This is a genomic window from Kitasatospora sp. NPDC051164, assembly GCF_044455625.1.
In the GTDB taxonomy this organism is placed as follows: domain Bacteria; phylum Actinomycetota; class Actinomycetes; order Streptomycetales; family Streptomycetaceae; genus Kitasatospora.
The window spans coordinates 143,745-168,091 of record NZ_JBITFB010000007.1 but is presented as its reverse complement, the minus strand read 5'-3'; the positions used below and the strand labels follow the sequence as shown (position 1 = coordinate 168,091).

The window sequence follows — 24,347 nt, the reverse complement described above, 5'->3', positions numbered from 1 at the left end:
GCTGGTCGCCGCGGACAGCAGGGCGCCGACCGGGAGGTCCACGGAACTGCGCCGCGGATTCTTGATGGCGCCGGTTTCCAGATTGCGAATGGTCCGCACGCTGACATCGGAATGCTCGGCCATGTCGACTGGAATCCACTGCCCCTTCCCGGTCGCGATCGGACACCGGTCCGACGCGTCGTCACATGACCCCGGCCGGCCTCGGCACGGCATACTCGTTCACCTGCACAATCCGCAGGGGATACCCGGTGGAAACCGGTTGAGACCACCCACAGCCGAAGGATAAGAAGAGGAAATGACAACGCTCAAGGAGCAGCTGCAGGAGGACCTCACGGCTGCCATCAGGGTCCGGGACGAGCTGCGCGCGTCCACCATCCGGCTCACGCTGTCCGCCGTCACCAGCGAAGAGGTGGCGGGAAAGCAGAAGCGCGAGCTGTCCGACGCCGACGTGCTGAAGGTGATCGGCCGCGAGGCGAAGAAGCGCAGGGAGGCCGCCGAGGCCTTCGACGGCGCCGGTCGCACCGACCAGGCCGCCCGGGAACGGGCCGAGGGCGAGGTGCTGGCGACCTACCTGCCCAAGCAGCTCTCCGACGAGGAGCTCGCCGCGATCGTGGCGGCCGCCGTGGCCGAGACCGGGGCTAGCGGCCCGCAGGCGATGGGCGCCGTGATGAAGCTGGTGAAGCCTCAGGTGGAGGGCCTGGCCGAGGGTGGCCGGGTCGCCGCCGCCGTGAAGGCCGCGCTGTCCTGACCGCGGGCGGCCCGGGGTCGTCGGGTCAAGCCGGCTCTGGCCGGAATCGAGCGGCCCTGGAGGGCCCGTAAGGGGCTCTCCAGGGCCCGACGGCCCGTCACCCCGGCAACACGCCGAAGGGGCGTCCTCCGAACCGGAGGACGCCCCTTCGCTACTGTTCCGCGGGCTCGGCCCGGGCGGCTCGGTCAGCCGTTGCCGCCGCCGTGCTTGCCGCCGTTGTTCCCGCCGCCGCCGATCATGCCCGGCGGGAAGGTGAACCCGCCGCCGATCATTCCGCCGGGGGTGCCGCCGCCGTTGTTCCCGCCGCCGTTGTTCCCGCCGCCGGGGGTGCCGCCGCCCTGCTGCGGCGGGGGGTTGGCGCCGGCCGGCGGGGTGTTCGGGTCGGCCGGCGGGGTGGCCCCGGCCGCCGGGTCCGGCTTGGGCATGTCCGGGATGTTCGCGGTGGGCAGCTGCTCCACCGGGGCGCCCTTCAGGGCCTGGTTCATCGCCATGCGCCAGATCGGGCCGGGGCCGGTGGCACCGAACACCTCGGTGAAGGGGGTCGGGCCGATCTTGATGTTCTTCATCGGGACGCCGCCGGCCGGGCCGCCGAGCCAGACCGAGGTGGCCAGCTGCGGGGTGTAGCCGCTGAACCAGGCGGCGCGCTTCTCGTCCGAGGTGCCGGTCTTGCCGGCGATCGGGCGGCCGTCGTCGAGACCGAGGTCCTTACCGGTGCCCTTCTCGGTCACGCCGCTCAGCACGGTGTTCATGGCATCGGCCGTGGACTCCGAGAAGGCCTGGCTGCACGCCGACTGCGGGACCGCCATGTCCTTGCCGTCCACCGTGGTGATCTTGTTGATGGCGATCGGGGTGCAGTACTTGCCGTGCGCGGCGAAGGTCGCGTAGACGTTCGCCATGGTCAGCGGGGACATCTCCTGCACGCCGAGGCCCATCGAGGGGACCTCCTCGAGGGGCTTGCCGCTCGCCTTGGTGGTGATGCCGAGCTTGTTGGCCATCTGCTTCACCGGGCAGAGGCCCATGTCGGCCTCCATCTCGACGAAGTAGGTGTTGACCGACATGGCCATGGCCGTCTTGAGGTCGTAGGGGCCCTTCTCGCTCTCGGACTCGTTGGGCACGGTCCGGGCCTTGCCCTTCTCCGTGTTCTTCCAGGTGCCCTCGCAGGTCTTCATCGTCGGCCACTCGATGCGGTTCTCCGACTTGTACTGCTGGGTGGGCTGGATGCCGGACTCGAGGGCGGCGGCGGCCACGATCGGCTTGAAGGTCGACCCCGGCTGGAAGCCGTTGCCGCCGCCCATCGCCGCGTCGACGTTGAGGTTGACGACGGTCTGGTTCTTGTTGGCGTCCAGGCCGTACGGGCGGGTCTGGGCCATCGCCAGGATCTTGCCGGTGCCCGGCTCCATCATGGTCGCGGCGGCCGACACCGGGTCGGTGACGTACACCAGCTTGGTGACGGCGTTCTGGGCCGCGGCCTGCTTGTCCGGGTCCAGCGTGGTGTAGATGTTCAGGCCGCCGGTGTCCCAGAGCTTCTTGCGCTCGTCGGCGCTCTTGCCGAACGCGGGGTCCTGCTTGACCACGTGGCGGACGAAGTCGCAGAAGAAGCCCATCCCGGCCTGGGCGGTGATGCAGCCGTTCTGCGGGTCCTTGTACTTCAGACCCAGCGGGGCGGCCTTCGCCTCCTTCGCCTGGTCCGCGGTGATGTGCTTGTTCTCGAGCATCTTGTCGATCACGACGTTGCGGCGCTTGACCGTGTTCTCGGGGTAGCGCACCGGGTCGTAGGACGACGGGTTCTGCACCATGCCGGCCAGGGTGGCGGCCTCGGCGACGGTCAGGTCCTTGTTGCTCTTGCTGAAGTAGCGCTGGGAGGCCGCCTCGACGCCGTAGGCCTGGTGGCCGTAGAAGGTGATGTTGAGGTAGTTGGTGAGGATCTGATCCTTGGTCAGGTCCTCCTCCAGCTTGATCGCGACCTTGAGCTCCTGGATCTTGCGGCCCAGGGTCTTGCGCTGGGCCTCCAGGACGGCCGCCTGGTCGTCGCCGGCCTTCTCCACGTTGACGTTCTTCACGTACTGCTGGGTCAGCGTCGACGCACCCTGGGAGGCGGTGCCGCTCTCGGCGTTCTTGCTGGCCGCGCGGAGGATGCCCTTGAGGTCGATGGCGCCGTGCTCGTAGAAGCGGGCGTCCTCGATGTCCACCTGGGCCTGCCGCATGAACGGCGACATCTGGTCGACCGTGAGGACGGTGCGGTCGCGCTCGTAGACCTTGGCGATCAGGCCGCCCTTGGCGTCGAAGATCTGGGTTGCCTGGGTGAGCGGCGGCGTCTTGAAGTCGTCGGGGATGTTGTCGAAGCTCTCCGCCGTGTCCTTGGCGGTCAGCCCCATGGCGCCGACGGCGGGCAGGGCGAGGCCTGCCAGCAGGACTCCGGAGAGCACGCTGACGCCCAGGAACTTCACGCCGTTGCCGACGTGCTCCAACGGTGATCCGCCGGACCTGCCGCGCGGAGCTCCGGTGTTGCCTGGGGGCTGGGATGCCTGGGGGCGCTTCGGTGCCATGGGGAGAACCCTACGTCGCGGATTCCCGTACATCGGGGCAGGTGTTCGCCTAGGCTTGTCACAAGCTTGGTACAGCTTCGGTGCGTCAACATCATTCACTCGTGTGGGTGGCGAGAGTTGCCCGAATTGCCCGTGGATGACCGGGTTCTGTGGCGGCTGGGGGCTGTGGCATTCGCGTGAACGGTCGCTCTCCGTGATGGCTCCTGTGGCGAGAGTGGGGGACTTTGCATTGGCAAGGCATGTGACCTGCGATCACTCCAACGAGTGAGCTGACCGGTACCCATAGTCCAATCGGGTCATGCGAGATTGAGCCCGAAGGGGCTGTTGCAAGCTGTCGTTCTTCCGTAACGTCCTCAACTGGCAACGGTGAATATGCCGTTGCCGCCGTGGGGGAGCCTCGATACGGGAGAGGACGGCGCCGGGATGGGCTGGGTTGACGACTGGAGTGCGCAGGCCGCCTGCCGCACGAGTGATCCGGACGAACTGTTCGTCCAGGGGGCGGCGCAGAACCGCGCCAAGGCGGTGTGCAGCGGCTGCCCCGTGCGGACGGAGTGCCTCGCGGACGCCCTGGACAACCGGGTGGAGTTCGGGGTCTGGGGCGGGATGACGGAGCGCGAGCGCCGGGCGCTGCTGCGCCGCCGCCCGACGGTCATCTCGTGGCGCAGGCTGCTGGAGACGGCCCGCACCGAGTACGAGGAGTCCCTCGCGACCGGTGTGATATTGACGGACTACGCCCAGGCGGGCTGAGTCCGACCGCACAGGCCGCACAGGCCGCACCGGCCGTACCGGGGGGTCCGGGCCGGTCGGCCCAGGGCGGGCGCCCACGCCGCACCGCCCCGAGCCGTCCGACGTCGCGAAGTCCGATGCTGCGCAGCCCTGTGCCGCGCAGCCCTACGCCGGGCCGTCCGACGCCGTGCCGCTGAGCCGGTCCCCGATGGCCCGCAGACCCTCCAGGTCGTGCACGTCGCCCGGCAGCGCCGGGACCTCCACGATCGGCACGTCCGGGTAGACCGAGACGAAGCGGTCGCGGGTGCGGCGCTCCCGTCCCATGATCTGCATCCGCTCGGCGTGCAGCCGCAGCAGCCCGGCCGCGAGCAGCTCCGCCTCCGGCGAGGTGTGCTCCGAGCCGTTTTCCTCCAGCGCCTCCGCCGCCGCCCGCGCCCGCTCCGCGGTGAGCTGCGGTGCGCCCGTGCCGTGCACCCGGTTGAGCACCAGTCCGGCCAGCGGCATCCGGTCCGCGGCGAGCCGATCCACGAAGTACGCCGCCTCGCGCAGCGCGTCCCGCTCCGGCGCGGCCACCACCAGGAACGCCGTGCCCGGCGCCTTGAGCAGCTGGTACGTGCGGTCGGCGCGCTCGCGGAAGCCGCCGAACATCGAGTCCGTCGCGCTGACGAAGGTCTGCACGTCGGTGAGCAGCTGGGCGCCGAAGATCTTGCCGAGGGTGCCGGTGAGCAGGCCCATCCCGGCGTTCAGGAACCGCATCGCGCTGCGCCCGCCGACCTTGGCCGGGGCGGTCAGGATCCGGATCACCCGGCCGTCCAGGAAGGACCCGAGCCGGTTCGGCGCGTCCAGGAAGTCCAGCGCCGAGCGGGACGGCGGGGTGTCCACGACGATCAGGTCCCACTCCTCGGCGGCGCGCAGCTGCCCGAGCTTCTCCATCGCCATGTACTCCTGCGTGCCCGCGAAGCCGGCCGACAGGGACTGGTAGAACGGGTTCTCCAGGATCGCCCGGGCCCGTTCGGGGTCCGCGTGGGCCAGCACGACCTCGTCGAAGGTCCGCTTCATGTCCAGCATCATGGCCTGGAGCTCCCCGGTCCCGGTGACCCCCTTGACCACCCGGGGGGTGTTGTCGAGCTCGGTCAGGCCCATCGACTGGGCGAGCCGGCGGGCCGGGTCGATGGTCAGCACCACCACCTTGCGGCCGCGTTCGGCGGCCCGCAGGCCGATCGCCGCGGCGGTGGTGGTCTTGCCGACGCCGCCGGACCCGCAGCAGACGATGATCCTGGTCTTCGGGTCGTCGATCAGCTCGTCCACCGCGAGCCGCTTCCCGGTGCTCCGCACCCCGTTCGAGGTCATGCCGCCCCCTGCCGCTTCAGGTCGCCCGCCAGCCGGTACAGCCCGCCGAGGTCCACGCCCTCGCCCAGCAGCGGAAGTTCGTACGTCGGGAGCCGCAGCTGCTGCAGGTCGGCGCGCTGCTCGCGCTCCAGCTCGACCCGCTCGGCGTGCTCCCTGGCCTGCTCCAGCAGCGGGTCGATCAGCGGCTCCACCGCCGCCCGGACCGTCTCCGGCTTGCGTGAGCGGCCCCCGAGCCCGGCCTCCCCGAGCGCCAGGGCGACCTCCTCGCGGTGGTTCCCGTCGACTGCGGCCACCGCCGCCGCGTCCAGCACCGGTGGCCGGACCATGTTGACCATCACGCCGCCCACCGGGAGCTTCGCCTCGCGCAGCTCCGCGATGCCGTCGACCGTCTCCTGCACCGGCATCTCCTCCAGCAGGGTGACCAGGTGCACCGCGGTCTCCGGTGACTTCAGCACCCGCATCACGGCCTGTGCCTGGGTGTGTATCGGGCCGATCCGGGCCAGCCCGGCGACCTCGGCGTTGACGTTGAGGAACCGGGTCAGCCGCCCGGTCGGCGGGGCGTCCATCACCACCGCGTCGTAGCGGCGCCGGCCGTCCGGGTCCTTGCGCCGGGTCGCCTCGCAGGCCTTGCCGGTCAGCAGGACGTCCCGGACACCGGGCGCGATGGTGGTGGCGAAGTCCACGAAGCCGACCTTCTGCAGAGCCTTGCCGGCCCGGCCGAGCTTGTAGAACATCTCCAGGTACTCGAGCAGCGCCTGCTCGGTGTCGATCGCCAGTGCGAAGACCTCGCCGGCCGGTGTGCCGCCCGCGGGCGCCTCCCCGGCCGGGAGCCCCAGCTGCCGGCGGGAGACCGAGGCGATCCGGCGCTCCTCGTACGGCAGTGCGGCGATCCCGAACAGCTCGGCGATGCCCTGCCGGCCCTCGACCTCGATCAGCAGGACCCGGCCGCCGTCGGCGGCGAGCGCCAGGGCCAGTGCGGCGGCCAGCGTGGTCTTCCCGGTGCCGCCCTTGCCGCTGACCACGTGCAGCCGGACGCCCTCCCAGTCGGGGTCGCGCCGGTCCGCCTGGCCGGGGGTGCGTGCCACGCTCCGTCTCCGTCCGTCTCCGTCCTGCGGGCGTCCCCTCCTGACGAGGGTGGCCCTCACCAGGGTGCCCTCTCGCGAGGGTAACCAGGGACCGCGCCGGATGCCCGGAGCACCCGGGGTTGCCAGGCCTGATCATGCCCTCTTTGTGGCCCACCTCACACGTCGCCCGCCGCGCGGCGCCGATCGCCGCGGCGGCTCGTCTAGAGTCTGGCCATGACCAAGTGGGAATACATGACGGCGCCCCTGCTCGTGCACGCCACCAAGCAGATCCTGGACAACTTCGGCGAGGACGGCTGGGAGCTCGTCCAGGTCGTGCCCGGCCTGAACCCGGAGAACCTGGTGGCCTACTTCAAGCGGGAGAAGAACGCATGAGCGTCGTCGAGTCGAAGCTCGCCGAGCTGGGCCTGACCCTGCCGCCGGTGGCCGCCCCGGTCGCCGCGTACGTGCCGGCCCTGCAGTCCGGCGAGTTCGTGTTCACCTCCGGCCAGCTCCCGGTCGTCGGCGGCAAGCTGCCGAGCACCGGCAAGGTCGGCGCCGAGGTGTCCCCGGAGGAGGCCAAGGAGCTCGCGCAGACCTGCGCGCTGAACGCCCTGGCCGCCGTGAAATCCGTGATCGGCGACCTCGACCGGATCGAGCGGGTCGTCAAGGTCGTCGGCTTCGTCGCCTCCGCCCCCGACTTCACCGGCCAGCCGGGCGTCATCAACGGCTGCAGTGAGCTGCTCTCCAAGGTGCTCGGTGTCGCGGGCGTGCACGCCCGCAGCGCCGTCGGTGTCGCGGTGCTGCCGCTGGACGCCCCGGTCGAGATCGAGCTGCAGGTGCGCGTCAAGCAGGCCTGAGTGTGATCGCGAAGGCGGGGTCGGGCCTGTCCAACCCCGCCTTCGTGCGCTTAGCATCCGGGCATGGACCATCGAGCAACGACGCTCCCGATGCCGCCCGGCTGGCCTGCCCGGATCCGGGCGGTCGAATCCGGCGTGCTGACCCCGCCGGTGCCCAGGCCCGCCGCCACCGTCGTGCTGCTGCGCGACGCCGCCGCCGGGCCGGAGGCCTACCTGCTGCGCCGTCGCACCTCGATGGCCTTCGCGGCCGGGATGTACGCCTACCCGGGCGGCGGGGTGGACCCGCGGGACGCCGAGGTCGAACCGGGCTGGGCCGGTCCTTCGCCCGAGGAGTGGGCGGGCCGGCTCGGAGTGGACGCCCGGACGGCCCGGGCGGTGGTCTGCGCGGCTGTCCGCGAGACCTTCGAGGAAGCCGGCGTCCTGCTGGCCGGCCCGGACGCGCACAGCGTCGCCGCGCCGCGCGACTGGTCCGCCGAGCGCGCCGCGCTGGAGGCGCACGAGCTGTCCTTCGCCGAGTTCCTCCGCGACCACGGCCTGGTGCTGCGCAGCGACCTGCTGGGCGGCTGGGCCCGCTGGATCACCCCGGAGTTCGAGGAGCGCCGCTACGACACCTGGTTCTTCGTGGCGGCCCTGCCGGCCGGCCAGCGCGCCGCCCTGGAGGTCGGCGAGGCCGACCGGGTCGCGTGGCTGAGCCCCGCCGAGGCGGTCCGGGGCTACCAGGAGGGCCGGTTCGGCATGCTGCCGCCGACCGTGACGGTGCTGCGCGAGCTGTCGCCGGTCCGCACCGCCGCCGAGGCGCTGGCCGCGGCCGCCGACCGTCCGCTGGAGCCGGTCCTGGGCCGGGCCGAGGTCCGCGGGGACCGCATGACGGTCCGCTGGCCCGGGTACGACGAACTGACCATCGACGGGGATTTCCCCGAGGACTCCTGACCCACCCGCACCGCCGGATCATCCGTACCGACCGATCGATCACCCACCCCGCAGTCACACCGCAGTCACACCGCAGAGAAAGGACCGACGCCCGATGACCCACAACGACGTGGCTCCCCGGACGGCACCCGAGATGCCCGCCCGCCGCCTGATCCCCCGTACCCCGGCCTGTGAGAGCCCGGTCCCGTTCGTCGAGGTGGCGCAGCGCGCCCTCGTCCGGGCGCTGCCGCTGCGGGCCCTCCATCGCGACGGCGAGGGTGGCCGGTGAGGGAGCGAAGTGAGCGAACTGTCGAGAGGTGTGCGTTGCGCGAAGCGCCTGCCGAGCGCAGCGAGGTGGGCGCATGAGCGAGCGAAGTGAGCGAATCGTCGAGAGGTGTGCGTTGCGCGAAGCGCCTGCCGAGCGCAGCGAGGTGGGCGCATGAGCGGACTCCTGCCGGGTGACCCCGCCGCCGTCGTCGGCGGCGAGGCCACCCCCCGGGCGCTGTGCGTGCTGGCGCCGAACCCGTCGCCGATGACGCTGGACGGCACCAACACCTGGCTGCTCTCCGAGCCCGGCTCGGACCTCGCCGTGGTGATCGACCCCGGCCCGCTGCACGAGGAGCACCTGCGCCGGGTGGTCGCCCTCGCCGAGGAGCGGGGCAAGCGGATCGCGTTGACCCTGCTCACCCACGGCCACGCCGACCACTCCGAGGGCGCGGCCCGCTTCGCCGAGCTCACCGGCACCGAGGTGCGGGCCCTGGACCCGGCGCACCGGCTGGGCTCCGAGGGCCTGGTGGGCGGCCAGCGCCTGGACATCGGCGGCCTGGACCTGCGGGTGGTGGGCACCCCCGGCCACACCTCGGACTCGCTGACCTTCCACCTGCCGGACGACGGCGCGATCCTCACCGGGGACACCGTGCTCGGCCGCGGCACCACGATGGTCGCCCACCCCGACGGCCGGCTCGGGGACTACCTGGACTCGCTGCGCCGGCTGCACACGATGGCCTCCCATCACGGCGTGCGGACCGTGCTGCCCGGCCACGGCCCGGTGCTCGCGGACGCGCTGGGCGCCGTCGACTACTACCTGGCCCACCGGGCCAACCGGCTCGCGCAGGTGGAGACCGCGGTCGAGGCGGGCTGCCGGACCGCTCCCGAGGTGGTGTCGCGGGTCTACGCCGACGTGGACCGGGCGCTGTGGCCGGCCGCGGAGCTGTCCGTCCGGGCCCAGCTGGACTACCTGGAGGAGCACGGGCTGATCGCGGACCTCGACTGACCCGCGACCGGGGCCGACCGGCCGACCGGGGCCGACCGCGAACGCCGAAGGGCCCGTCCGTGCGGACGGGCCCTTCGGCGTGGTGCGGGTGCGGTGCGGGCGCGCGGAGCGTCAGCGCGAGCGGCGGGACAGCCGCTCGACGTCCAGCAGGACCACCGCGCGGGCCTCCAGCTTCAGCCAGCCGCGGCCGGCGAAGTCGGCGAGCGCCTTGTTGACCGTCTCGCGGGAGGCGCCGACCAGCTGGGCCAGCTCCTCCTGAGTGAGGTCGTGGGCGACGTGGATGCCCTCCTCGGACTGCACGCCGAAGCGGCGGGAGAGGTCCAGCAGGGCCTTGGCGACGCGGCCGGGCACGTCGGAGAAGACCAGGTCGGACATCACGTCGTTGGTCCGGCGCAGTCGGCGGGCGATGGCCCGCAGCAGCGCGATGGAGACCTCGGGGCGGGCGTGCAGCCAGGGCTGCAGGTCGCCGTGGCCCAGGCCGAGCAGCTTGACCTCGGTCAGCGCGCTGGCGGTCGCGGTGCGCGGGCCCGGGTCGAACAGCGACAGCTCGCCGATCATCTCGCTGGGGCCGAGGACGGCGAGCATGTTCTCGCGGCCGTCCGGCGAGGCGCGGTGCAGCTTGACCTTGCCCTCCGCGACGACGTACAGCCGGTCGCCCGGGTCGCCCTCGTGGAACAGCGACTCCCCACGGGCGAGGGTGACCTCGGTCATGGAAGCGCGCAGCTCGCCGGCCTGTTCGTCGTCGAGTGCCGCGAAGAGTGCGGCGCGCCGCAGAACGTCGTCCACGTGCTTCCTCCTTCTCGGCCGGGCGGCGGGTGGGCCGTCCGGCGCAAGTTCCGTTCAGTGTTCTGCATCACCAAGCATGGCGCATGTCGCTCCGATCATATGAGGAGGGGGTCTGCCGAGGTGTGCCGTGCGGGGCCATTCGTACCGGCGGGTCATCGGGCGGGACGGACGGGGGCAGTTCCCGGACCGGCCCTAATCGAATGCCTGTCCGTCCTGATCGAACAGGGAATCGCCGACCGCCGTACGGGCGTGCAGGACGGCGTGGCCCGCGCGGTGGGCGCTGGTCAGGCCCGCCGTGCGCAGCGCGGTGAGGTGCTGCGAGACGCCGGCCGCGGAGAGTTCGGTGCGGCGCGCCAGCTCGCTGGTCGAGGCCGGGGAGTCCAGCTCGGCCAGCAGCCGGGCGCGGGAGCGGCCGAGGACGCCGGCCAGCGCGTCGGTGCGGGCCGCCGGGCCCGGGTGGCGCTCCCACAGGGTGGCCGTGCCGCGCGCCGGGTAGACCAGCTGCGGCGGGTCGGGCGGCAGCACCCGGGTGAGCACCCGCGGCCAGGCGAAGGCCGAGGGCAGGAGCAGCAGCCCGGACCCGGCGGTCAGCCGGGTGACCGCGCAGTGCCGCCGCTCCAGCAGCAGCGCCGAGCCGTCCCAGCGGACCGTGTCGTGCAGTTCGCCCAGCATCCGCGCGGTGCCGTGCTCGGCGGCCTGCCGGGAGCGGTGGAAGACGTCCGCCGCGAGCAGGGCCCGGATCCGGGCCCAGTACGGGGCGAGCGCCAGCTCCCAGTACGCCGCGAGGTCGGCGGCCAGCCGGGGCAGCTGCCCGGCCGGGTCGCGGTGCAGCGGCGCCAGGACGGCCGGCAGCCGGCCGTCGGCCTCGGCGGCCAGGATGTCCAGGTCGGCCCGGACCTGCTCGGCGCCGGTGGCGGTGATCGCGGCCAGTTCCTCGGCGAGCGTGGGGGAGAAGCCCACCGGGGCGGGGTTGAGGAAGTCCGGCAGGTGGCCGGTGGGCGGCACCAGGGCGGCCAGCCGTTCCAGGGCCGGCCCGGCGGCGGCCAGCCGCTCGCGGACCTCCCCGGCCCAGCGCCGGTGCAGCGCCGGAACGGGGGAGTGGGCGAGGGCGCGCAGGCTGGTCACCACCTCCTGCATCGGCGAGACGGCGAACCGGGTCAGCGCCAGGTCCTGCGCGGAGAAGTGCAGTTCGGTACGCATGCGGGCCCCCTCCGCGAAGATTCAGTCCCAGCTTAATCACTGGTACCGGCCGGGGAGCCGGGCGCAGGATGCCTGCGTCCCCACCGATCCGTACGAAAGCCGGTGACACCCATGTCCACCACCCCCGAGTCCCGTGAGCGGGCGCTGCGACTGCGCGGACTGGTCGCCGACGGCGTGCTCGTCCTGCCCAACGCCTGGGACGCGGGCAGCGCCGCCGTGATCGCCTCGGCTGGCGCCCAGGCCATCGCCACCACCAGCGGCGGCGTCTCCTGGTCGCTCGGGCACGGCGACGGCGAGCGGCTCGACCGGGCGGCGGCGGTCGAGGCGGCCCGTCGGATCGTCGCGGCGGTGGACCTGCCGGTCACCATCGACGCCGAGGGCGGGTACGGGCCGCTGCCCGCCGATGTCGCCGAGACCGTGACCGCCCTGGTCGACGTGGGCGCGGTCGGCGTCAACCTGGAGGACTCGACGGCCGTCGGCGGCCCGCTCTTCCCGGTGGCCGAGCAGGCCGAGCGGCTGCGCGCGGCCCGTACGGCGGCGGCCGCGGCCGGGCTGCCCGAGCTGGTGGTCAACGCCCGTACCGACGTCTTCCTGTTCGGGCTCGGCGGGCTCGACGACGTGCTGGTCCGGGCCGAGGCCTACGCGGAGGCGGGCGCCGACGGCCTGTTCGTCCCCGGGCTGCTCGACCTCGACGCCCTCACCGAGCTGGTCAAGCGCGCGCCGCTGCCGGTGAACGCGATGGCCGTCCCCGGCGGGCCGGCCGTCGCCGAACTCGCCGCTACCGGGGTGCGGCGAATCAGCCTCGGTACCGGCCTCGCCCAGCTCGCGTACACCGCGGCCCGCCGCGCCGCCGTCGAACTGCTCGGCGCCGGGACACTGACGCAGCTCGACGGGGCGCTCGGCTTCGGGGAACTGAACGGGCTGTACCAGGGCTGATCCGGGCCGGGTTTCCAGGATTGCCGCAGCCGGGCTCGGCTTGCGGGGCTGACTGCCGCGGCCGGGCTCAGCCCTGGAAACCCAGCCCGGCGAGGGCCCGCTCGATCCGGTCGCGGTGCTCCGCCGCCCACTCGTCCAGGGTCTCGGCGGCCTCCTTGGCCAGCTTCGCCCGGGCCGCGTCCAGGACCCGGTTCCGCTCGGTGGCGGGCACCACCACGACACCCTCCTCGTCGGCCACCACGATGTCGCCGGCCGCCACCAGCACGCCGCCGCAGCGCACCGGCGTGCCGTGCGCACCCAGCGCCTTCTTCGCCCCGGGGATCGGGATCACCCCGCGGGCGAACACCGGGAAGCCGAGCTCCCGCACCTCACCGAGGTCCCGGATCAGCCCGTCGGCCACGAAGGCCACCACGCCCCGCCGCTGCGCCACGGCACACACGTTGCCGCCCGCCAGCGCGTAGTCCAGGTCCCCCGACTCGACCACGATCACCGAGCCGGGCTCGGCCCGGTGGATCGCGGCGTGCAGCATCAGGTTGTCCCCGGGCGGGCACCGCACGGTGAACGCCGGGCCCGCCACCCGGGGCATCCCGTCCCAGAGCGGGCGCAGGCCGATGTCCATGACCCGGGCGCGGCCCAGGACGTCGGCCAGGGTCGTGGTGGGGATGTCCTTGAAATCCGCGTCCATGCTTCCTCTTCCTCTGCTTCCGCTGCGTTGCGTCGGCTCTGCGTTCCTCCGGCCGTCAGGCCACCGGAAGACTAGGACGCGGACGTGGACGGGTGCTCACGGACTCCGGGGTCCATCCCGGGCTCAGGCGAAGTACTTCACCAGCTCCGGCACCAGCACCTCGGCCGCCACGTCGTGCGTCTGCTCGGCCAGCGTCCGGTACTCGGCGCCGGGCACGGCCGCGGCCACCGCCGCAGACGGGGCCCGCAGCAGCTCCGGGCTGGCGCCGCCGTCCAGCACCAGGGTCGGCACGGTGATCCGGGCCAGGACGTCGACCGGGACGGTCGCGCCGGTCCGCGCGCCGAGCGCCGCCGCGTCGTACGCCAGGGTCGGCGCGATCGCCTCGAACAGCGGCCACACGGGGGCGGCGCGCATCCCGTCCACCATCTCCGCGGGCATCCCGACGAAGGTCATGAAGGCCGCGACGGCGTCCCCGCGCCGCCCCTCGGCGAGCGCCGCCTCCAACTCGTCGACGTACCCGACGAAGCGGGCGCTCTGCCCCTGCTCGGTGCTGAACGGCGGCTCGTAGACCGCGAGCCGGGACATGCCGACGCCGGCGGCGGCGGCCCGCAGCGCGAGCGCGGCGCCCGAGGAGATACCGAAGACACCGGCCGAGCCGCCGGCCGCCGCGATCACGGCGGCCAGGTCCTCGATCTCACGCTCCACCGCGAACGGCGCGGTGTCCCCGCTCCCGCCACGGCCACGCCGGTCGTACACCCACACGGTGTGGTGCGCCGAGAGTTGCTCGGCAACCGCGGCACCCGGATCGAACGCCCGGTGGGTGGTCGCCCCGTCCACCAGGACGACCGCCGGGCCGGAGCCGGTGACGGTGCAGGCGATGGTGGTGCCATCAGCGGAGATCACGGTGCTCATGAGCTGTTCCTTCTGTCGTCGTACGAGCCGGTCACGGAGATAGACCGGAGCACGTCCCGGAACTCATCGCTCCCACCGAAGATTTTTCCGGGTGGTCCGACTTCGTGCCGAGGAGTCGGACAACACGCCCTGGCCGGGCCCGGCTTCCGTGCTTGATCGCCCACAAGCGGTGGTTCGGTCGGCGTAGCCTTCGTGCATGGCAGAGAGCAAGGTCCGGAACGTGGCGGCGCCGAAGGCCGAGCCGGCGGTGAAGTCGGCGGTGGCGAAGGCGGCGAAGAGGCCCGCCGTGAAGCCGAGGAAGCCCGAGTCGCATCTGGCGATGGTGCGGCGGGCCCGGAAGATCAACCGTGAGTTGGCGGAGCTCTACCCGTACGCGCATCCGGAGCTGGACTTCGAGAACCCCTTCCAACTGCTGGTGGCCACCGTGCTGTCGGCGCAGACCACCGACCTGCGGGTGAACCAGACCACTCCGGCACTGTTCGCGAAGTACCCGACGCCGGAGGACATGGCGGCGGCGAACCCCGAGGAGCTGGAGGAGATCATCCGCCCGACCGGGTTCTTCCGGAACAAGGCGAAGTCGCTGATCGGTCTTTCGATCGCGCTGCGCGACGAGTTCGGCGGTGAGGTCCCGGGGCGCCTGGCCGACCTGGTGACTCTGCCGGGTGTCGGCCGCAAGACCGCGAACGTCGTGTTGGGCAATGCTTTCGGAGTGCCGGGGATCACCGTCGACACCCATTTCGGCCGCCTGGCCCGGCGGTTCGGCTGGACGTCCGAGGAGGACCCGGTGAAGGTCGAGGCGGCCGTCGCCGAGATCTTCCCGAAGTCGGAGTGGACGATGCTCTCGCACCGGGTGGTCTTCCACGGCCGCCGGATCTGCCACTCCCAGAAGCCCGCCTGCGGCGCCTGCCCGATCGCGCCGCTCTGCCCCGCGTACGGCGAGGGCGTGACCGACCCGGAGAAGGCACGGAAGTTGCTGAAGTACGAGATGGGCGGCCAACCCGGGCAGCGGCTGAGGCCCCCGGCGGACTTCCCCGGTGAGGCGGCCGCCCGTGCGGACGCCGCCGCCCACCAGGGGCAGGTCGCGGACCTGGCGGTGGGCGCATGATCGCGCGGGGGATCGAGCGGGAGGACCTGCCGACCTGGCTGGAGCCGGTCCGGGAGGCGGCCGAGCGGGTGCTGCCGGAGCAGCTGAGCCGCTTCCTGCCGCCGGTCGGGGGCGGCCGGGCGGCAGCCGTGCTGATGCTGTTCGGCGAGGGCCCGGAGGGGCCGGACCTGCTGCTGATCGAGCGGGCCCGGTCGCTGCGTTCGCACGCCGGTCAGCCGTCCTTCCCGGGCGGCGCGCTGGACCCGGAGGACGGCGACCCGGACGGCCCGGGGCCGATCGCCGCGGCGCTGCGGGAGGCCTGGGAGGAGACCGGCCTGGACCCGGACGGGGTGCAGGTGTTCGCGGCGCTGCCGCGGCTGTACATCCCGGTGAGCCGTTTCGTGGTGACCCCGGTACTCGGCTGGTGGCGCGAGGAGTCGCCGGTGCGTCCGGTGGACCAGGGCGAGACCGGCGCGGTGTTCCGGGTGTCGATCGCCGACCTGGCCGATCCGGCGAACCGGGTGCGGCTGCGCCACCCCTCGGGGCACATCGGTCCGGCCTTCGCGGTCGCCGGACGGCTGGTCTGGGGCTTCACCGCCGGGGTGATCGACCGGGTGCTGCACCACAGCGGGCTGGAGCTGCCCTGGGATCCGTCCCGGGTCGTCAACCTCTCGGACGACGCGCTGGCCCTGGTCCAGGGTGACCTCGAGCATTCCCGCGCGCTGCCGGGCGGCGACGCCGGAGGATCGTGACCGGCTGTCGGCCGGTCCGGCCTGCGGACCGTGGGAGGGTGTCGGAGTGAACGTCCTGGATGTGCTGCTGATCGCCGCTGCCGTGGGATTCGCCGTGTCGGGCTACCGGCAGGGCTTCGTGGTCGGTGTCCTGTCGCTGGTCGGTTTCCTCGGCGGCGGTCTGCTGGCCGTCGAGCTGCTGCCGCTGCTGCTGGACCACCTGAGCCCCGGCACCACGGCCTCGGTGGTGGCCGTCGTGGTGGTGATCGTCTTCGCCGCGATCGGCCAGGCGGTCACCGCGCACTTCGGCTGGAAGCTGCGCGGCCACATCGGCCGCCGCCCGGCCCGGGTCCTGGACGCGGCCGGTGGCGCGGTGGTGAACGTGGTCTCGATGCTGCTGGTGGCCTGGCTGATCGGTTCGGCGCTGGCCGGGGCCTCGCTGCCGACGGTCTCCAAGCAGGTCCGTTCCTCGGCGATCCTCGGCGGGGTGCAGAACGCGCTGCCCTCCGACGCGCCGAACTGGTTCTCGGACTTCTCCAAGGTGCTCGCCCGCAACGGCTTCCCGCAGGTCTTCAACCCCTTCGAGCACGAGCCGATCACCCAGGTCGACACCCCGGACCCGGCGTTGGCCGCCAGCCCGGCGGTGGCGCGGGCCAAGCAGAGCCTGGTCAAGGTGGTCGGCACGGCGACCTCCTGCGGCAAGACCCTGGAGGGCAGCGGCTTCGTCTTCGCCCCGCACCGGGTGATGACCAACGCCCACGTGGTCGGCGGGGTCAACGAGCCGACGGTGCAGATCGGCGGCCTCGGCCAGCTGTACGACGCGACGGTGGTCCGCTACGACTGGCAGCGCGACATCGCGGTCCTGGACGTGCCGAAGCTGAACGCGCCCGCGCTGACCTTCGCGGGCGAGGCGAAGACCAACGACAGCGCGATCGTGGCCGGCTTCCCGGAGAACGGCGCCTTCAACGTCCAGCCGGCCCGCATCCGCGGCCGGATCCAGGCCAACGGCCCGGACATCTACCACCGCGGCCAGGTGGTGCGCGACGTCTACTCGGTGCGTTCGGTGGTCCGCCAGGGCAACAGCGGCGGCCCGCTGCTCACCCCGGACGGCCAGGTGTACGGCGTGGTGTTCGCCAAGTCCCTGGACAGCGCCGACACCGGGTACGTGCTGACCGCGGCGGAGGTCCGCGAGGACGTCCAGCAGGGCAGTGCCGCGACCGCCCGGGTGGAGACCCAGGGCTGCGCGCTCTGACGTCGGGCGCCCCGGTCCGGGCCCGGGCGGCCCGGAAGCCCCGGTCCGGGTGGCCCGGAAGCCCCGGTCCGGGCCTCTTGTGGGCGGGGCACGCCGGGGGCCGGGCCGTCCGATATCCGTCGCACCGTCAGTCCGCCCTGGTAGCCTCGGCCGCGCTCACCCGTTCGGCTCAATCTGGCGTCGTCCCGGAGTGGGCCCGACGGGAGGTCGTGGCAGTCCGATGATGGGTCATTCGCACGCGGTGAGCGGGGCGATGCTGTACGCGGCATCGGCCCCCTTCCTGCCCCCGCTGCTGCTGCACACCACGCTGCAGCCGGCGGACATACTGATGGGCACGGTGCTGTGCGCGGGTGCGGCCCTGCTGCCGGACCTCGACCACCACGACGGCTCGATCGCCAACTTCCTCGGTCCGATCTCCAAGGCGCTCTGCCGCTTCGTGGCGTGGGCCTCCGGCGGCCACCGGCACGCCACCCACTCGCTGCTGTTCGTCGGGCTGATGGGCGCCGGCACCTGGGCCGGCGTCACCTTCCTGGGCCGCAACTTCACGCTCGTGCTGACGTTCTTCCTGCTGGCGCTCGCGATCCGGGCGCTGCGGCTCTGCCCGCCGGGTGACGGTCCGCAGAGCTGGATCACCATCATCGGGCTGTCCGCGCTGGGCACCTTCGGGATGAACACCTGGATGCCCAACGCGCCCGGCTGGCTGCCGTACGCGGTGGCGCTGGGCACGCTGGCGCACCTGCTGGGCGACTGCCTGACCAAGAAGGGCGCGCCGCTGCTCTGGCCGCACAAGGAGCGCTACGAGATCGTGCTGATCAAGCGCAGCGGCAACGACGTCGAGACCAAGGTGCTGGTGCCGATCATGTCGGTGGCGACCTTCGTCCTGCTCTGGTTCACCGCGCTGTCGCCGATCACGAACTGAGCGGTGCGCGCCGGGCGGCCGTCGACCGGCCGCCCGTCACCACGGGCGGCCCGTCACCACCGGCCGTCCGTCACCACGGGCCGTCCGTCACCACCGGCCGTCCGTCACCGTCGGACTCACGCGGCGCGAGGCCTCAGGTCTCGCGCCGCAGTCGTGCGCCCACCCAGCGGGCGCGCCGACCGAGGATGTGTGGGATGCCGAGTTGCCGCCGTTCGGCGCGCTGACGGGGGTCGAGGCCGTCGAAGCCGAGGTCGTCCGCCCGGTCGGGGCGGTGGGCGGAACGCTGGGGGCTGTTCTGGCGTCGGCCGCGCGGGGCGGCGCCGCGATCGGGCATCCAACTCATACCGGTATGGATGCCCCTGGGCCGGTCGAGGTAACCGCCGGGGTCGTGTCGAGATTGGCCTATGTGCTTGTCATATGAACACAGCATCAAGGGAGTTGCACTCGAGTCACTGGGCCAGGCGCCTTCCCCTGCCGCCTGGCCGCCTGGCCGCCTCGCCGCCCGGCCTCCCCGGCCTCCCCGACCGTCTCCGGCCGTCTCCGGCGCGGGTCACTCCTTGTGACGCCCGACCCAGTCCAGCAGCTCGGCGGTGAACTCCTCCGGCGCCTCCTCGTGCGGGAAGTGCCCGACCCCCGGCAGCAGCCGCCAGCGGTAGGGCGCCGCCACGTACTCGCCCCCGCCGAGCGCGGTGTGCGACAGCAGCACCGGGTCCGCCGCGCCCTGGACGTGCAGGGTCGGCGCGGTGATCGGCTTCTTCATCCGCCGGGCGAACTGGATGCCGTCCGGCCGGGCCATCGACCGCATCAGCCAGCGGTACGGCTCGATCGAGCAGTGCGCGGTGCTGGGGATCTGGATCGCCTGCCGGTACGCGTGCACCTCGGCCTCGTCCAGGCCGTTCGGGCCGGTCCAGGAGGTCAGGTAGCGGCCGACCAGCTCGGCGTCGTCGGCCACCAGGCGGCGTTCCGGTATCCACGGCCGCTGGAAGCCCAGCACGTGCTCGAACGCGGCGAACTGGCGGCGGTCGGTCAGCAGGGCCCGGCGCAGGTCCCTCGGGTGCGCGGCCGAGACCACGGTCAGGCTCTGGATGACGGACGGGCGCATCACGGCCGCCACCCAGGCGAGGGTGCCGCCGGAGGCATGTCCGACCAGGTGCGCCCGGCGCTCGCCGAGCGAGCGGATCACCCCGGTGATGTCCAGGGCGAGGTTGCCGGGGTCGTACCCGCGCGGGGTGCGGTCGCTGCCGCCGACGCCCCGCAGGTCGAGCGCCACCGCCCGGTAGCCGGCCTCGGCGAGCGCGGTCAGCTGGTGGCGCCAGGCCCACCAGTACTCGGGCCAGCCGTGCACCAGCAGCACGAGCGGGCCCGAGCCCAGCTCGGCGATGTGGAAGCGGGCGCCGTTGGCCGCGAGGTCGCGGTGCGTCCACGGGCCGGCCTGCCGGATGCTCCACGCCTCGGCCTGCGCCGCCGCAGCGGCCCCGGCGGGCGCCTTGACATCCGCCTCGACGGGCTCCCGTTCGGGGGCCGGGCCGGGGCCCTCGGGGACGAGGCCGGGGCCGGAGTCGGCGGACGGCTGCGCGGGCACGGGCTTCTGGTCAAGCGGCATACCGAGAGCGTGTCACATCCGCGCGTCGGACACGTGCCCGGCACTCACTGTCGGCCCCTCCGGCAAGGGACCGTCGGCGGGGCAGTTGACGGGACGGTTGACGGCACCACGTGACGGCACCACGTGACGGGACCGTCTGACGGGACGGTTGACGGAACCGCCCGACAGGACCGCTTTACGGGATGCGGCCCAGGGCGCGGTCGATCTCCTCCTTGGTGGCCGGGCGCGGCCGGGCGTTCTTCAGCACGTCGGCGGTCTTCTGGGCGCCCTCGATGGTGCGGCGCGGCGGCTCGATCTTCTTGAACGAGCGGTACGCCAGCGCCCCGAGCAGCAACGCGAGCAGCAGGTAGGCGCCGGCCACGATGAGGAAGGACCAGCCCAGCGAAATGCCCAGCGCGTGGATGCCGAAGGCCGCGGCGGCGCTCAGCATCGGGATCGAGAACAGCGCCACCACGCCGGCAACCGTCAGCGAGACGCCGCCGGAGACGCCGCGCTTGACGTCCGCCCGGATCTCGGCCTTGGCGAGCGCGATCTCGTCGTGGACCAGCGCGGACAGGTCGGCGGTGGCCGCCGCGAACAGCTGCCCCACCGAACGCTCGCCCTCGTAGGGCGCCCGGCCGTTGCTGGACGGGTCTGCGGCTCCTGCGGGCATCAGCGGTTCTCCTCTGCGGCTGTGCGGCGTGACGCCGCCGCGGGTCTGCGGTTCCGGGGCCGCTGGGGGGTCCGGAGGCGTCAGTGGATTGTCGACAGCTCAGAATCATGCCCCTACCGGTCAGTCGGACACCACTCCGGGCCCCCGCCGGAGGGACGTGTCTCCGTTGCGGACGGCCTCCAGGGGCTCCCGGACGGGGTTCCCGGGAGGCTCCGGGGTCCGTGCGCGGAGCCTCCCGGAGGGACCGTCAGCGGCCCGTTCCAGCGGCCCCGGAGTTGCCGGAGTTGCCGGAGTTGCCGGAGTTGCCGGCGTTCCCGGAGTTGTCGGCGTTCCCGGCATTCCCGGAGTCGGCGGAGCCCCCGGAGACCCGGGCCCGCCAGGCCGGGTCGTCCTCCTGGTAGACGTCCGGGATGCCGTCCCCGTCCGTGTCCCGGTCCTCCTCCTCGCACAGCGCGCGGTAGTGCCGGTTGCGCAGCTTCAGCAGCACGGTGGCGACCATCGCGCAGAGCAGCGAGCCGACCAGGACGGCCGTCTTGGCCAGGGCGGCGAGCGCCGGGTCGTCCGGGAAGGCCAGCTCGCTGATGAGCAGCGAGACGGTGAAGCCGATGCCCGCGAGCACCGAGACGGCGACCATGTCGGCCCACTTGAGCTGCGGGTTCAGCTCGGCCCTGGTGAACCGGGCGGCAAGCCAGGTGCCGCCGAAGATGCCCACCGACTTGCCGACCAGCAGGCCGACCACGATGCCGAGCGGGACGGCCTGGGTGAACACCTCGCGCAGCGCCGGGCCGGAGATCGTCACCCCGGCCGAGAACAGCGCGAACACCGGGACGGCAAAACCGGCCGAGAGGGGGCGGACCAGGTGCTCGATGTGCTCGCCGGGGGAGTGCTGCTCGTCGCCCTCCCGGTGGCAGCGCAGCATCAGGCCCATCGCGACGCCCGCCACCGTGGCGTGGATGCCGCTCTCGTGCATCAGCGCCCAGGTCACCAGGGCCAGCGGCACGAACAGGTACCAGCCGTGCACCCCGCGCCGGTGCAGGAACCAGAACAGCACCAGCCCGGCGAGGGCCAGTCCGAGCGCCCAGAACTTGATGCCGGAGCTGTAGAAGATCGCGATGATCAGGATCGCGATCAGGTCGTCGACGACGGCCAGGGTGAGCAGGAAGGCTCGCAGCGCCGAGGGCAGGTGGCTGCCGACCACGGCCAGAACGCCGAGGGCGAAGGCGATGTCGGTGGCGGTCGGGATCGCCCAGCCGCCGGGGTGTCCGCCACTGCCGGAGTTCACCAGGGCGAACAGGATCGCGGGCATCGCCACGCCGCAGACGGCGGCGATGACGGGCAGCACCGCGGCACTGGGCGTGCGCAGCTCGCCCGCGACGAACTCGCGCTTGAGCTCGACTCCGGCGACGAAGAAGAAGATCGTCAGCAGTCCGTCCTTGGCCCAGGTGGCCAGGGAGAGGTCGAGGTGCAGCGGGGCGGAGGGGCCGACGGTGTAGTCGAGCATGCTCTGGTACGCCTGCGGCCAGACGTTGGCCCAGATCAGTGCGATGACGGCGGCGCCCAGCAGCAACATGCCGCCGACCGTCTCGGTCCGCAGGGCGTCGGTGATGAAGGTGCGCTCGGGCAGTGACAGCCGGCCGAGGAACTGCCGGCGGCGGGTCGTCGGCTCGAGGACGGGCGGCTGGTCGGTCACGCGGGACCTCCTGGGGCTGGGAGCGGCAACGGATGCACGGGTGGTGCAGTTGCCGACCAGACTTCCCGGCGCGCCCTGTGACGCCCGGATCCCGCCGGGGGGATCTTGATGCGTCGTTAACAGTCTAACGGGATGTTCGGGTGACGTCCGGATTGTCCTATTCAAGGACTTAAGCCCTACGGATGGGTTCCGCACCCGGAGGAACGGGGGCGGCCCGGAGGAACGGCTGTGCCCCGGGCGATGACCACCGCCCGGGGCACAGTCGCTGTCTCAGTCGGCTCAGCCGTTGCCGTTGCCCATGGGCGGCAGCTGGGCCTGGATCTGGCTCATCACCGAGCTGTCGGCGAGGGTGGTGGTGTCGCCGACCTCGCGGCCCTCGGCGATGTCGCGCAGCAGACGGCGCATGATCTTGCCGGAGCGGGTCTTCGGCAGCTCGCCGACCACCTTGATCTGCTTCGGCTTGGCGATGGGGCCCAGCGTGCGGCCGACGTGCGCCCGCAGCTCGTCGACCAGCTCCGGGCTCTCGGTCACGCCGCCACGCAGGATCACGAAGGCGACGATGGCCTGCCCGGTGGTGGCGTCGGCGGCGCCGACCACCGCGGACTCGGCGACGGACGGGTGGCCGACCAGGGCCGACTCGACCTCGGTGGTGGAGATGTTGTGGCCCGAGACGAGCATGACGTCGTCCACCCGGCCGAGCAGCCAGATGTCGCCGTCCTCGTCCTTCTTGGCGCCGTCACCGGCGAAGTAGCGGCCCTGGAAGCGCGACCAGTAGGTGTCGATGTAGCGCTGGTCGTCGCCCCAGATGGTGCGGAGCATGGACGGCCACGGCTCGGTGAGCACCAGGTAGCCGCCGGAGCCGTTGGGCACCTCGTTGGCCTCGTCGTCCACCACGGTGGCCGCGATGCCCGGCAGGGCGCGCTGGGCCGAGCCCGGCTTGGTCTCGGTGACGCCCGGCAGCGGGCTGATCATCATGGCGCCGGTCTCGGTCTGCCACCAGGTGTCCACGATCGGGGTCTTGCCGGCACCGATGTGCTCGCGGTACCAGATCCACGCCTCGGGGTTGATCGGCTCGCCGACACTGCCCAGCACCCGCAGCGAGGACAGGTCGAACTTCGCGGGGATGTCGTCGCCCCACTTCATGAAGGTGCGGATCGCGGTCGGCGCGGTGTAGAGGATGGTCACGCCGTACTTCTGGACGATCTCCCAGAACCGGCCCTGGTGCGGGGTGTCCGGGGTGCCCTCGTAGATGACCTGGGTGGCGCCGTTGGAGAGCGGGCCGTAGACGATGTACGAGTGGCCGGTGACCCAGCCGATGTCGGCGGTGCACCAGTAGACGTCGGTCTCCGGCTTGAGGTCGAAGACCGCGTGGTGGGTGTAGCTGGCCTGGGTGAGGTAGCCGCCCGAGGTGTGCAGGATGCCCTTGGGCTTACCGGTGGTGCCCGAGGTGTAGAGGATGAAGAGCGGGTGCTCGGCGTCGTGCGCCTCGGGGATGTGCTCGGTGGACTGGCGCGCGGTGATCTCGTGCCACCAGACGTCGCGGCCCTCGGTCCAGGCAACGTCCTGCTCGGTGCGGCGGATCACCAGGACGTGCTCGACGCCGTCGACCTTGGTGAGCGCCTCGTCGATGGCCGGCTTGAGCGCGGACGCCTTGCCGCGCCGGTAGCCGCCGTCGGCGGTGATGACGAGCTTGGCCTGGGCGTCCTGGATGCGGGAGGCCACGGCGTCGGCGGAGAAGCCGCCGAAGACCACCGAGTGGGTGGCGCCGATCCGGGCGCAGGCGAGGATCGCGACGACCGCCTCGGCGATCATCGGCAGGTAGACCGCGACCCGGTCGCCCTTGCGGACACCGAGCTCCAGCAGCGCGTTGGCGGCCTGCGAGACCTCGTCCTTGAGCTGGGCGTAGGTGATCGAGCGGCTGTCGCCGGGCTCGCCCTCGAAGTGGATGGCGACCCGGTCGCCCAGGCCGTTCTCGACGTGGCGGTCGACGCAGTTGTACGCGACGTTGAGCTTGCCGTCGGCGAACCACTTGGCGAACGGCGGGTTGGACCAGTCGAGGGTCTCGGTCGGCTCGACGGCCCAGCTGAGGCGACGGGCCTGCTCGGCCCAGAAGCCCAGACGGTCCTCGGAGGCCTGCGCGTACGCGGCCGCGGTGACGTTGGCGGCTGCGGCGAGCTCTGCGGGCGGAGCGAAGCGCCGCTCCTCCTTGAGCAGGTTGGCCAGGCTCTCGTTGCTCACACGCACTCCTCATCGAGTCATGATCAGAGACGATCCCGTGCGTGGGGATTGTCCCGTGTGTCCCAGCGCACAGCTCACCAGGAGAACGGGGCAGTTGACAAGAGGCTGCTGATAATTGGTGTAGACCTTTGACCGAATATCGGGCCACGACCGGTACGGTCCGCCGCGCGGGAGCGGAGGACCGTG

24 protein-coding genes are annotated in these 24,347 nt (G+C 72.5%); 12 read left to right on the top strand and 12 right to left on the bottom strand.

Annotation, left to right across the window (positions count from 1 at the left end):
• Positions 1–295 precede the first annotated feature (295 nt).
• A complete protein-coding gene (locus ACIBEC_RS12830; protein ID WP_360496292.1) occupies positions 296–748 on the top strand; it encodes a GatB/YqeY domain-containing protein in 453 nt (150 codons plus the stop codon).
• Between the two features lie 185 nt (positions 749–933).
• On the opposite strand, the gene ACIBEC_RS12825 is transcribed toward ACIBEC_RS12830, so the two are convergent.
• Positions 934–3,294 (bottom strand): transglycosylase domain-containing protein, encoded by a 2,361-nt coding sequence (locus ACIBEC_RS12825; RefSeq protein ID WP_396287913.1) that lies wholly within the window; start codon positions 3,292–3,294, stop codon positions 934–936.
• 423 nt (positions 3,295–3,717) lie between these two features.
• On the opposite strand from ACIBEC_RS12825, the gene ACIBEC_RS12820 reads away from it, so the two are divergent.
• Positions 3,718–4,041 (top strand): WhiB family transcriptional regulator, encoded by a 324-nt coding sequence (locus ACIBEC_RS12820; RefSeq protein WP_030240986.1) that lies wholly within the window; start codon positions 3,718–3,720, stop codon positions 4,039–4,041.
• 144 nt (positions 4,042–4,185) lie between these two features.
• On the opposite strand, the gene ACIBEC_RS12815 is transcribed toward ACIBEC_RS12820, so the two are convergent.
• Entirely contained in the window at positions 4,186–5,370 is a 1,185-nt protein-coding gene (locus ACIBEC_RS12815; protein WP_360496286.1) for an ArsA family ATPase, read from the bottom strand.
• A complete protein-coding gene (locus tag ACIBEC_RS12810) occupies positions 5,367–6,455 on the bottom strand; it encodes an ArsA-related P-loop ATPase (protein WP_360496283.1) in 1,089 nt (362 codons plus the stop codon). The genes ACIBEC_RS12815 and ACIBEC_RS12810 overlap by 4 nt, the downstream gene beginning before the upstream one ends.
• A 213-nt stretch (positions 6,456–6,668) precedes the next feature.
• Here ACIBEC_RS12810 and ACIBEC_RS12805 point away from each other — a divergent pair, with 213 nt between their 5' ends.
• The 5 genes from ACIBEC_RS12805 to ACIBEC_RS12785 all read left to right on the top strand — a co-directional run bounded on the left by ACIBEC_RS12805 (position 6,669) and on the right by ACIBEC_RS12785 (position 9,473).
• Positions 6,669–6,827 (top strand): DUF4177 domain-containing protein, encoded by a 159-nt coding sequence (locus ACIBEC_RS12805; protein WP_360496280.1) that lies wholly within the window; start codon positions 6,669–6,671, stop codon positions 6,825–6,827.
• Entirely contained in the window at positions 6,824–7,291 is a 468-nt protein-coding gene (locus tag ACIBEC_RS12800) for a RidA family protein (RefSeq protein ID WP_360496277.1), read from the top strand. The genes ACIBEC_RS12805 and ACIBEC_RS12800 overlap by 4 nt, the downstream gene beginning before the upstream one ends.
• 63 nt (positions 7,292–7,354) lie before the next feature.
• The gene (locus ACIBEC_RS12795) at positions 7,355–8,221 is read left to right on the top strand and encodes an NUDIX hydrolase (RefSeq protein ID WP_360496274.1); all 867 of its coding nucleotides are present in this window, start codon (positions 7,355–7,357) and stop codon (positions 8,219–8,221) included.
• A gap of 94 nt (positions 8,222–8,315) precedes the next feature.
• A complete protein-coding gene (locus tag ACIBEC_RS12790; RefSeq protein WP_360496271.1) occupies positions 8,316–8,489 on the top strand; it encodes a hypothetical protein in 174 nt (57 codons plus the stop codon).
• Between the two features lie 150 nt (positions 8,490–8,639).
• The gene (locus ACIBEC_RS12785; protein ID WP_360496268.1) at positions 8,640–9,473 is read left to right on the top strand and encodes an MBL fold metallo-hydrolase; all 834 of its coding nucleotides are present in this window, start codon (positions 8,640–8,642) and stop codon (positions 9,471–9,473) included.
• A gap of 111 nt (positions 9,474–9,584) precedes the next feature.
• Here ACIBEC_RS12785 and ACIBEC_RS12780 read toward each other — a convergent pair whose 3' ends face one another.
• A complete protein-coding gene (locus ACIBEC_RS12780) occupies positions 9,585–10,259 on the bottom strand; it encodes a Crp/Fnr family transcriptional regulator (RefSeq protein WP_030288117.1) in 675 nt (224 codons plus the stop codon).
• Positions 10,260–10,451: 192 nt separating this feature from the next.
• Positions 10,452–11,459 (bottom strand): helix-turn-helix domain-containing protein, encoded by a 1,008-nt coding sequence (locus ACIBEC_RS12775; protein ID WP_360496265.1) that lies wholly within the window; start codon positions 11,457–11,459, stop codon positions 10,452–10,454.
• A gap of 111 nt (positions 11,460–11,570) precedes the next feature.
• Between ACIBEC_RS12775 and ACIBEC_RS12770 the strand changes: the two genes are divergently transcribed.
• Positions 11,571–12,395: an isocitrate lyase/phosphoenolpyruvate mutase family protein gene (locus ACIBEC_RS12770; RefSeq protein ID WP_360496262.1), complete on the top strand. Its 825-nt coding sequence runs from the start codon at positions 11,571–11,573 to the stop codon at positions 12,393–12,395.
• A gap of 67 nt (positions 12,396–12,462) precedes the next feature.
• Here ACIBEC_RS12770 and ACIBEC_RS12765 read toward each other — a convergent pair whose 3' ends face one another.
• Positions 12,463–13,080, bottom strand: coding sequence for an RraA family protein (locus ACIBEC_RS12765; RefSeq protein WP_360496259.1), 618 nt, complete (start codon positions 13,078–13,080; stop codon positions 12,463–12,465).
• 123 nt (positions 13,081–13,203) lie between these two features.
• Positions 13,204–13,992: an alpha/beta fold hydrolase gene (locus tag ACIBEC_RS12760; RefSeq protein WP_360496256.1), complete on the bottom strand. Its 789-nt coding sequence runs from the start codon at positions 13,990–13,992 to the stop codon at positions 13,204–13,206.
• Between the two features lie 196 nt (positions 13,993–14,188).
• On the opposite strand from ACIBEC_RS12760, the gene nth reads away from it, so the two are divergent.
• The 4 genes from nth (at position 14,189) to ACIBEC_RS12740 (ending at position 17,978) form a co-directional block, all read left to right on the top strand.
• Positions 14,189–15,097 (top strand): endonuclease III, encoded by a 909-nt coding sequence (gene nth, locus ACIBEC_RS12755; protein WP_360496253.1) that lies wholly within the window; start codon positions 14,189–14,191, stop codon positions 15,095–15,097.
• Positions 15,094–15,828: a CoA pyrophosphatase gene (locus ACIBEC_RS12750; protein ID WP_360496250.1), complete on the top strand. Its 735-nt coding sequence runs from the start codon at positions 15,094–15,096 to the stop codon at positions 15,826–15,828. The genes nth and ACIBEC_RS12750 overlap by 4 nt, the downstream gene beginning before the upstream one ends.
• A 46-nt stretch (positions 15,829–15,874) precedes the next feature.
• A complete protein-coding gene (locus ACIBEC_RS12745) occupies positions 15,875–17,059 on the top strand; it encodes a MarP family serine protease (protein WP_360496247.1) in 1,185 nt (394 codons plus the stop codon).
• Between the two features lie 220 nt (positions 17,060–17,279).
• Positions 17,280–17,978, top strand: coding sequence for a metal-dependent hydrolase (locus ACIBEC_RS12740; protein ID WP_360496244.1), 699 nt, complete (start codon positions 17,280–17,282; stop codon positions 17,976–17,978).
• Positions 17,979–18,111: 133 nt separating this feature from the next.
• Here ACIBEC_RS12740 and ACIBEC_RS12735 read toward each other — a convergent pair whose 3' ends face one another.
• From ACIBEC_RS12735 to acs, 5 genes are all read right to left on the bottom strand, one after another.
• The gene (locus ACIBEC_RS12735) at positions 18,112–18,321 is read right to left on the bottom strand and encodes a hypothetical protein (protein ID WP_360496241.1); all 210 of its coding nucleotides are present in this window, start codon (positions 18,319–18,321) and stop codon (positions 18,112–18,114) included.
• 207 nt (positions 18,322–18,528) lie between these two features.
• The gene (locus ACIBEC_RS12730) at positions 18,529–19,581 is read right to left on the bottom strand and encodes an alpha/beta hydrolase (protein WP_360496238.1); all 1,053 of its coding nucleotides are present in this window, start codon (positions 19,579–19,581) and stop codon (positions 18,529–18,531) included.
• Positions 19,582–19,756: 175 nt separating this feature from the next.
• Positions 19,757–20,233: a phage holin family protein gene (locus ACIBEC_RS12725; RefSeq protein WP_360496235.1), complete on the bottom strand. Its 477-nt coding sequence runs from the start codon at positions 20,231–20,233 to the stop codon at positions 19,757–19,759.
• Between the two features lie 247 nt (positions 20,234–20,480).
• Positions 20,481–21,923 carry a Na+/H+ antiporter NhaA gene (gene nhaA / locus ACIBEC_RS12720; RefSeq protein WP_360496232.1) on the bottom strand — a complete coding sequence of 481 codons (1,443 nt, stop codon included), beginning with the start codon at positions 21,921–21,923 and terminating at the stop codon, positions 20,481–20,483.
• A 279-nt stretch (positions 21,924–22,202) separates the two neighbouring features.
• Entirely contained in the window at positions 22,203–24,161 is a 1,959-nt protein-coding gene (gene acs, locus ACIBEC_RS12715) for an acetate--CoA ligase (protein WP_360496229.1), read from the bottom strand.
• Between the last annotated feature and the right edge of the window lie 186 nt (positions 24,162–24,347).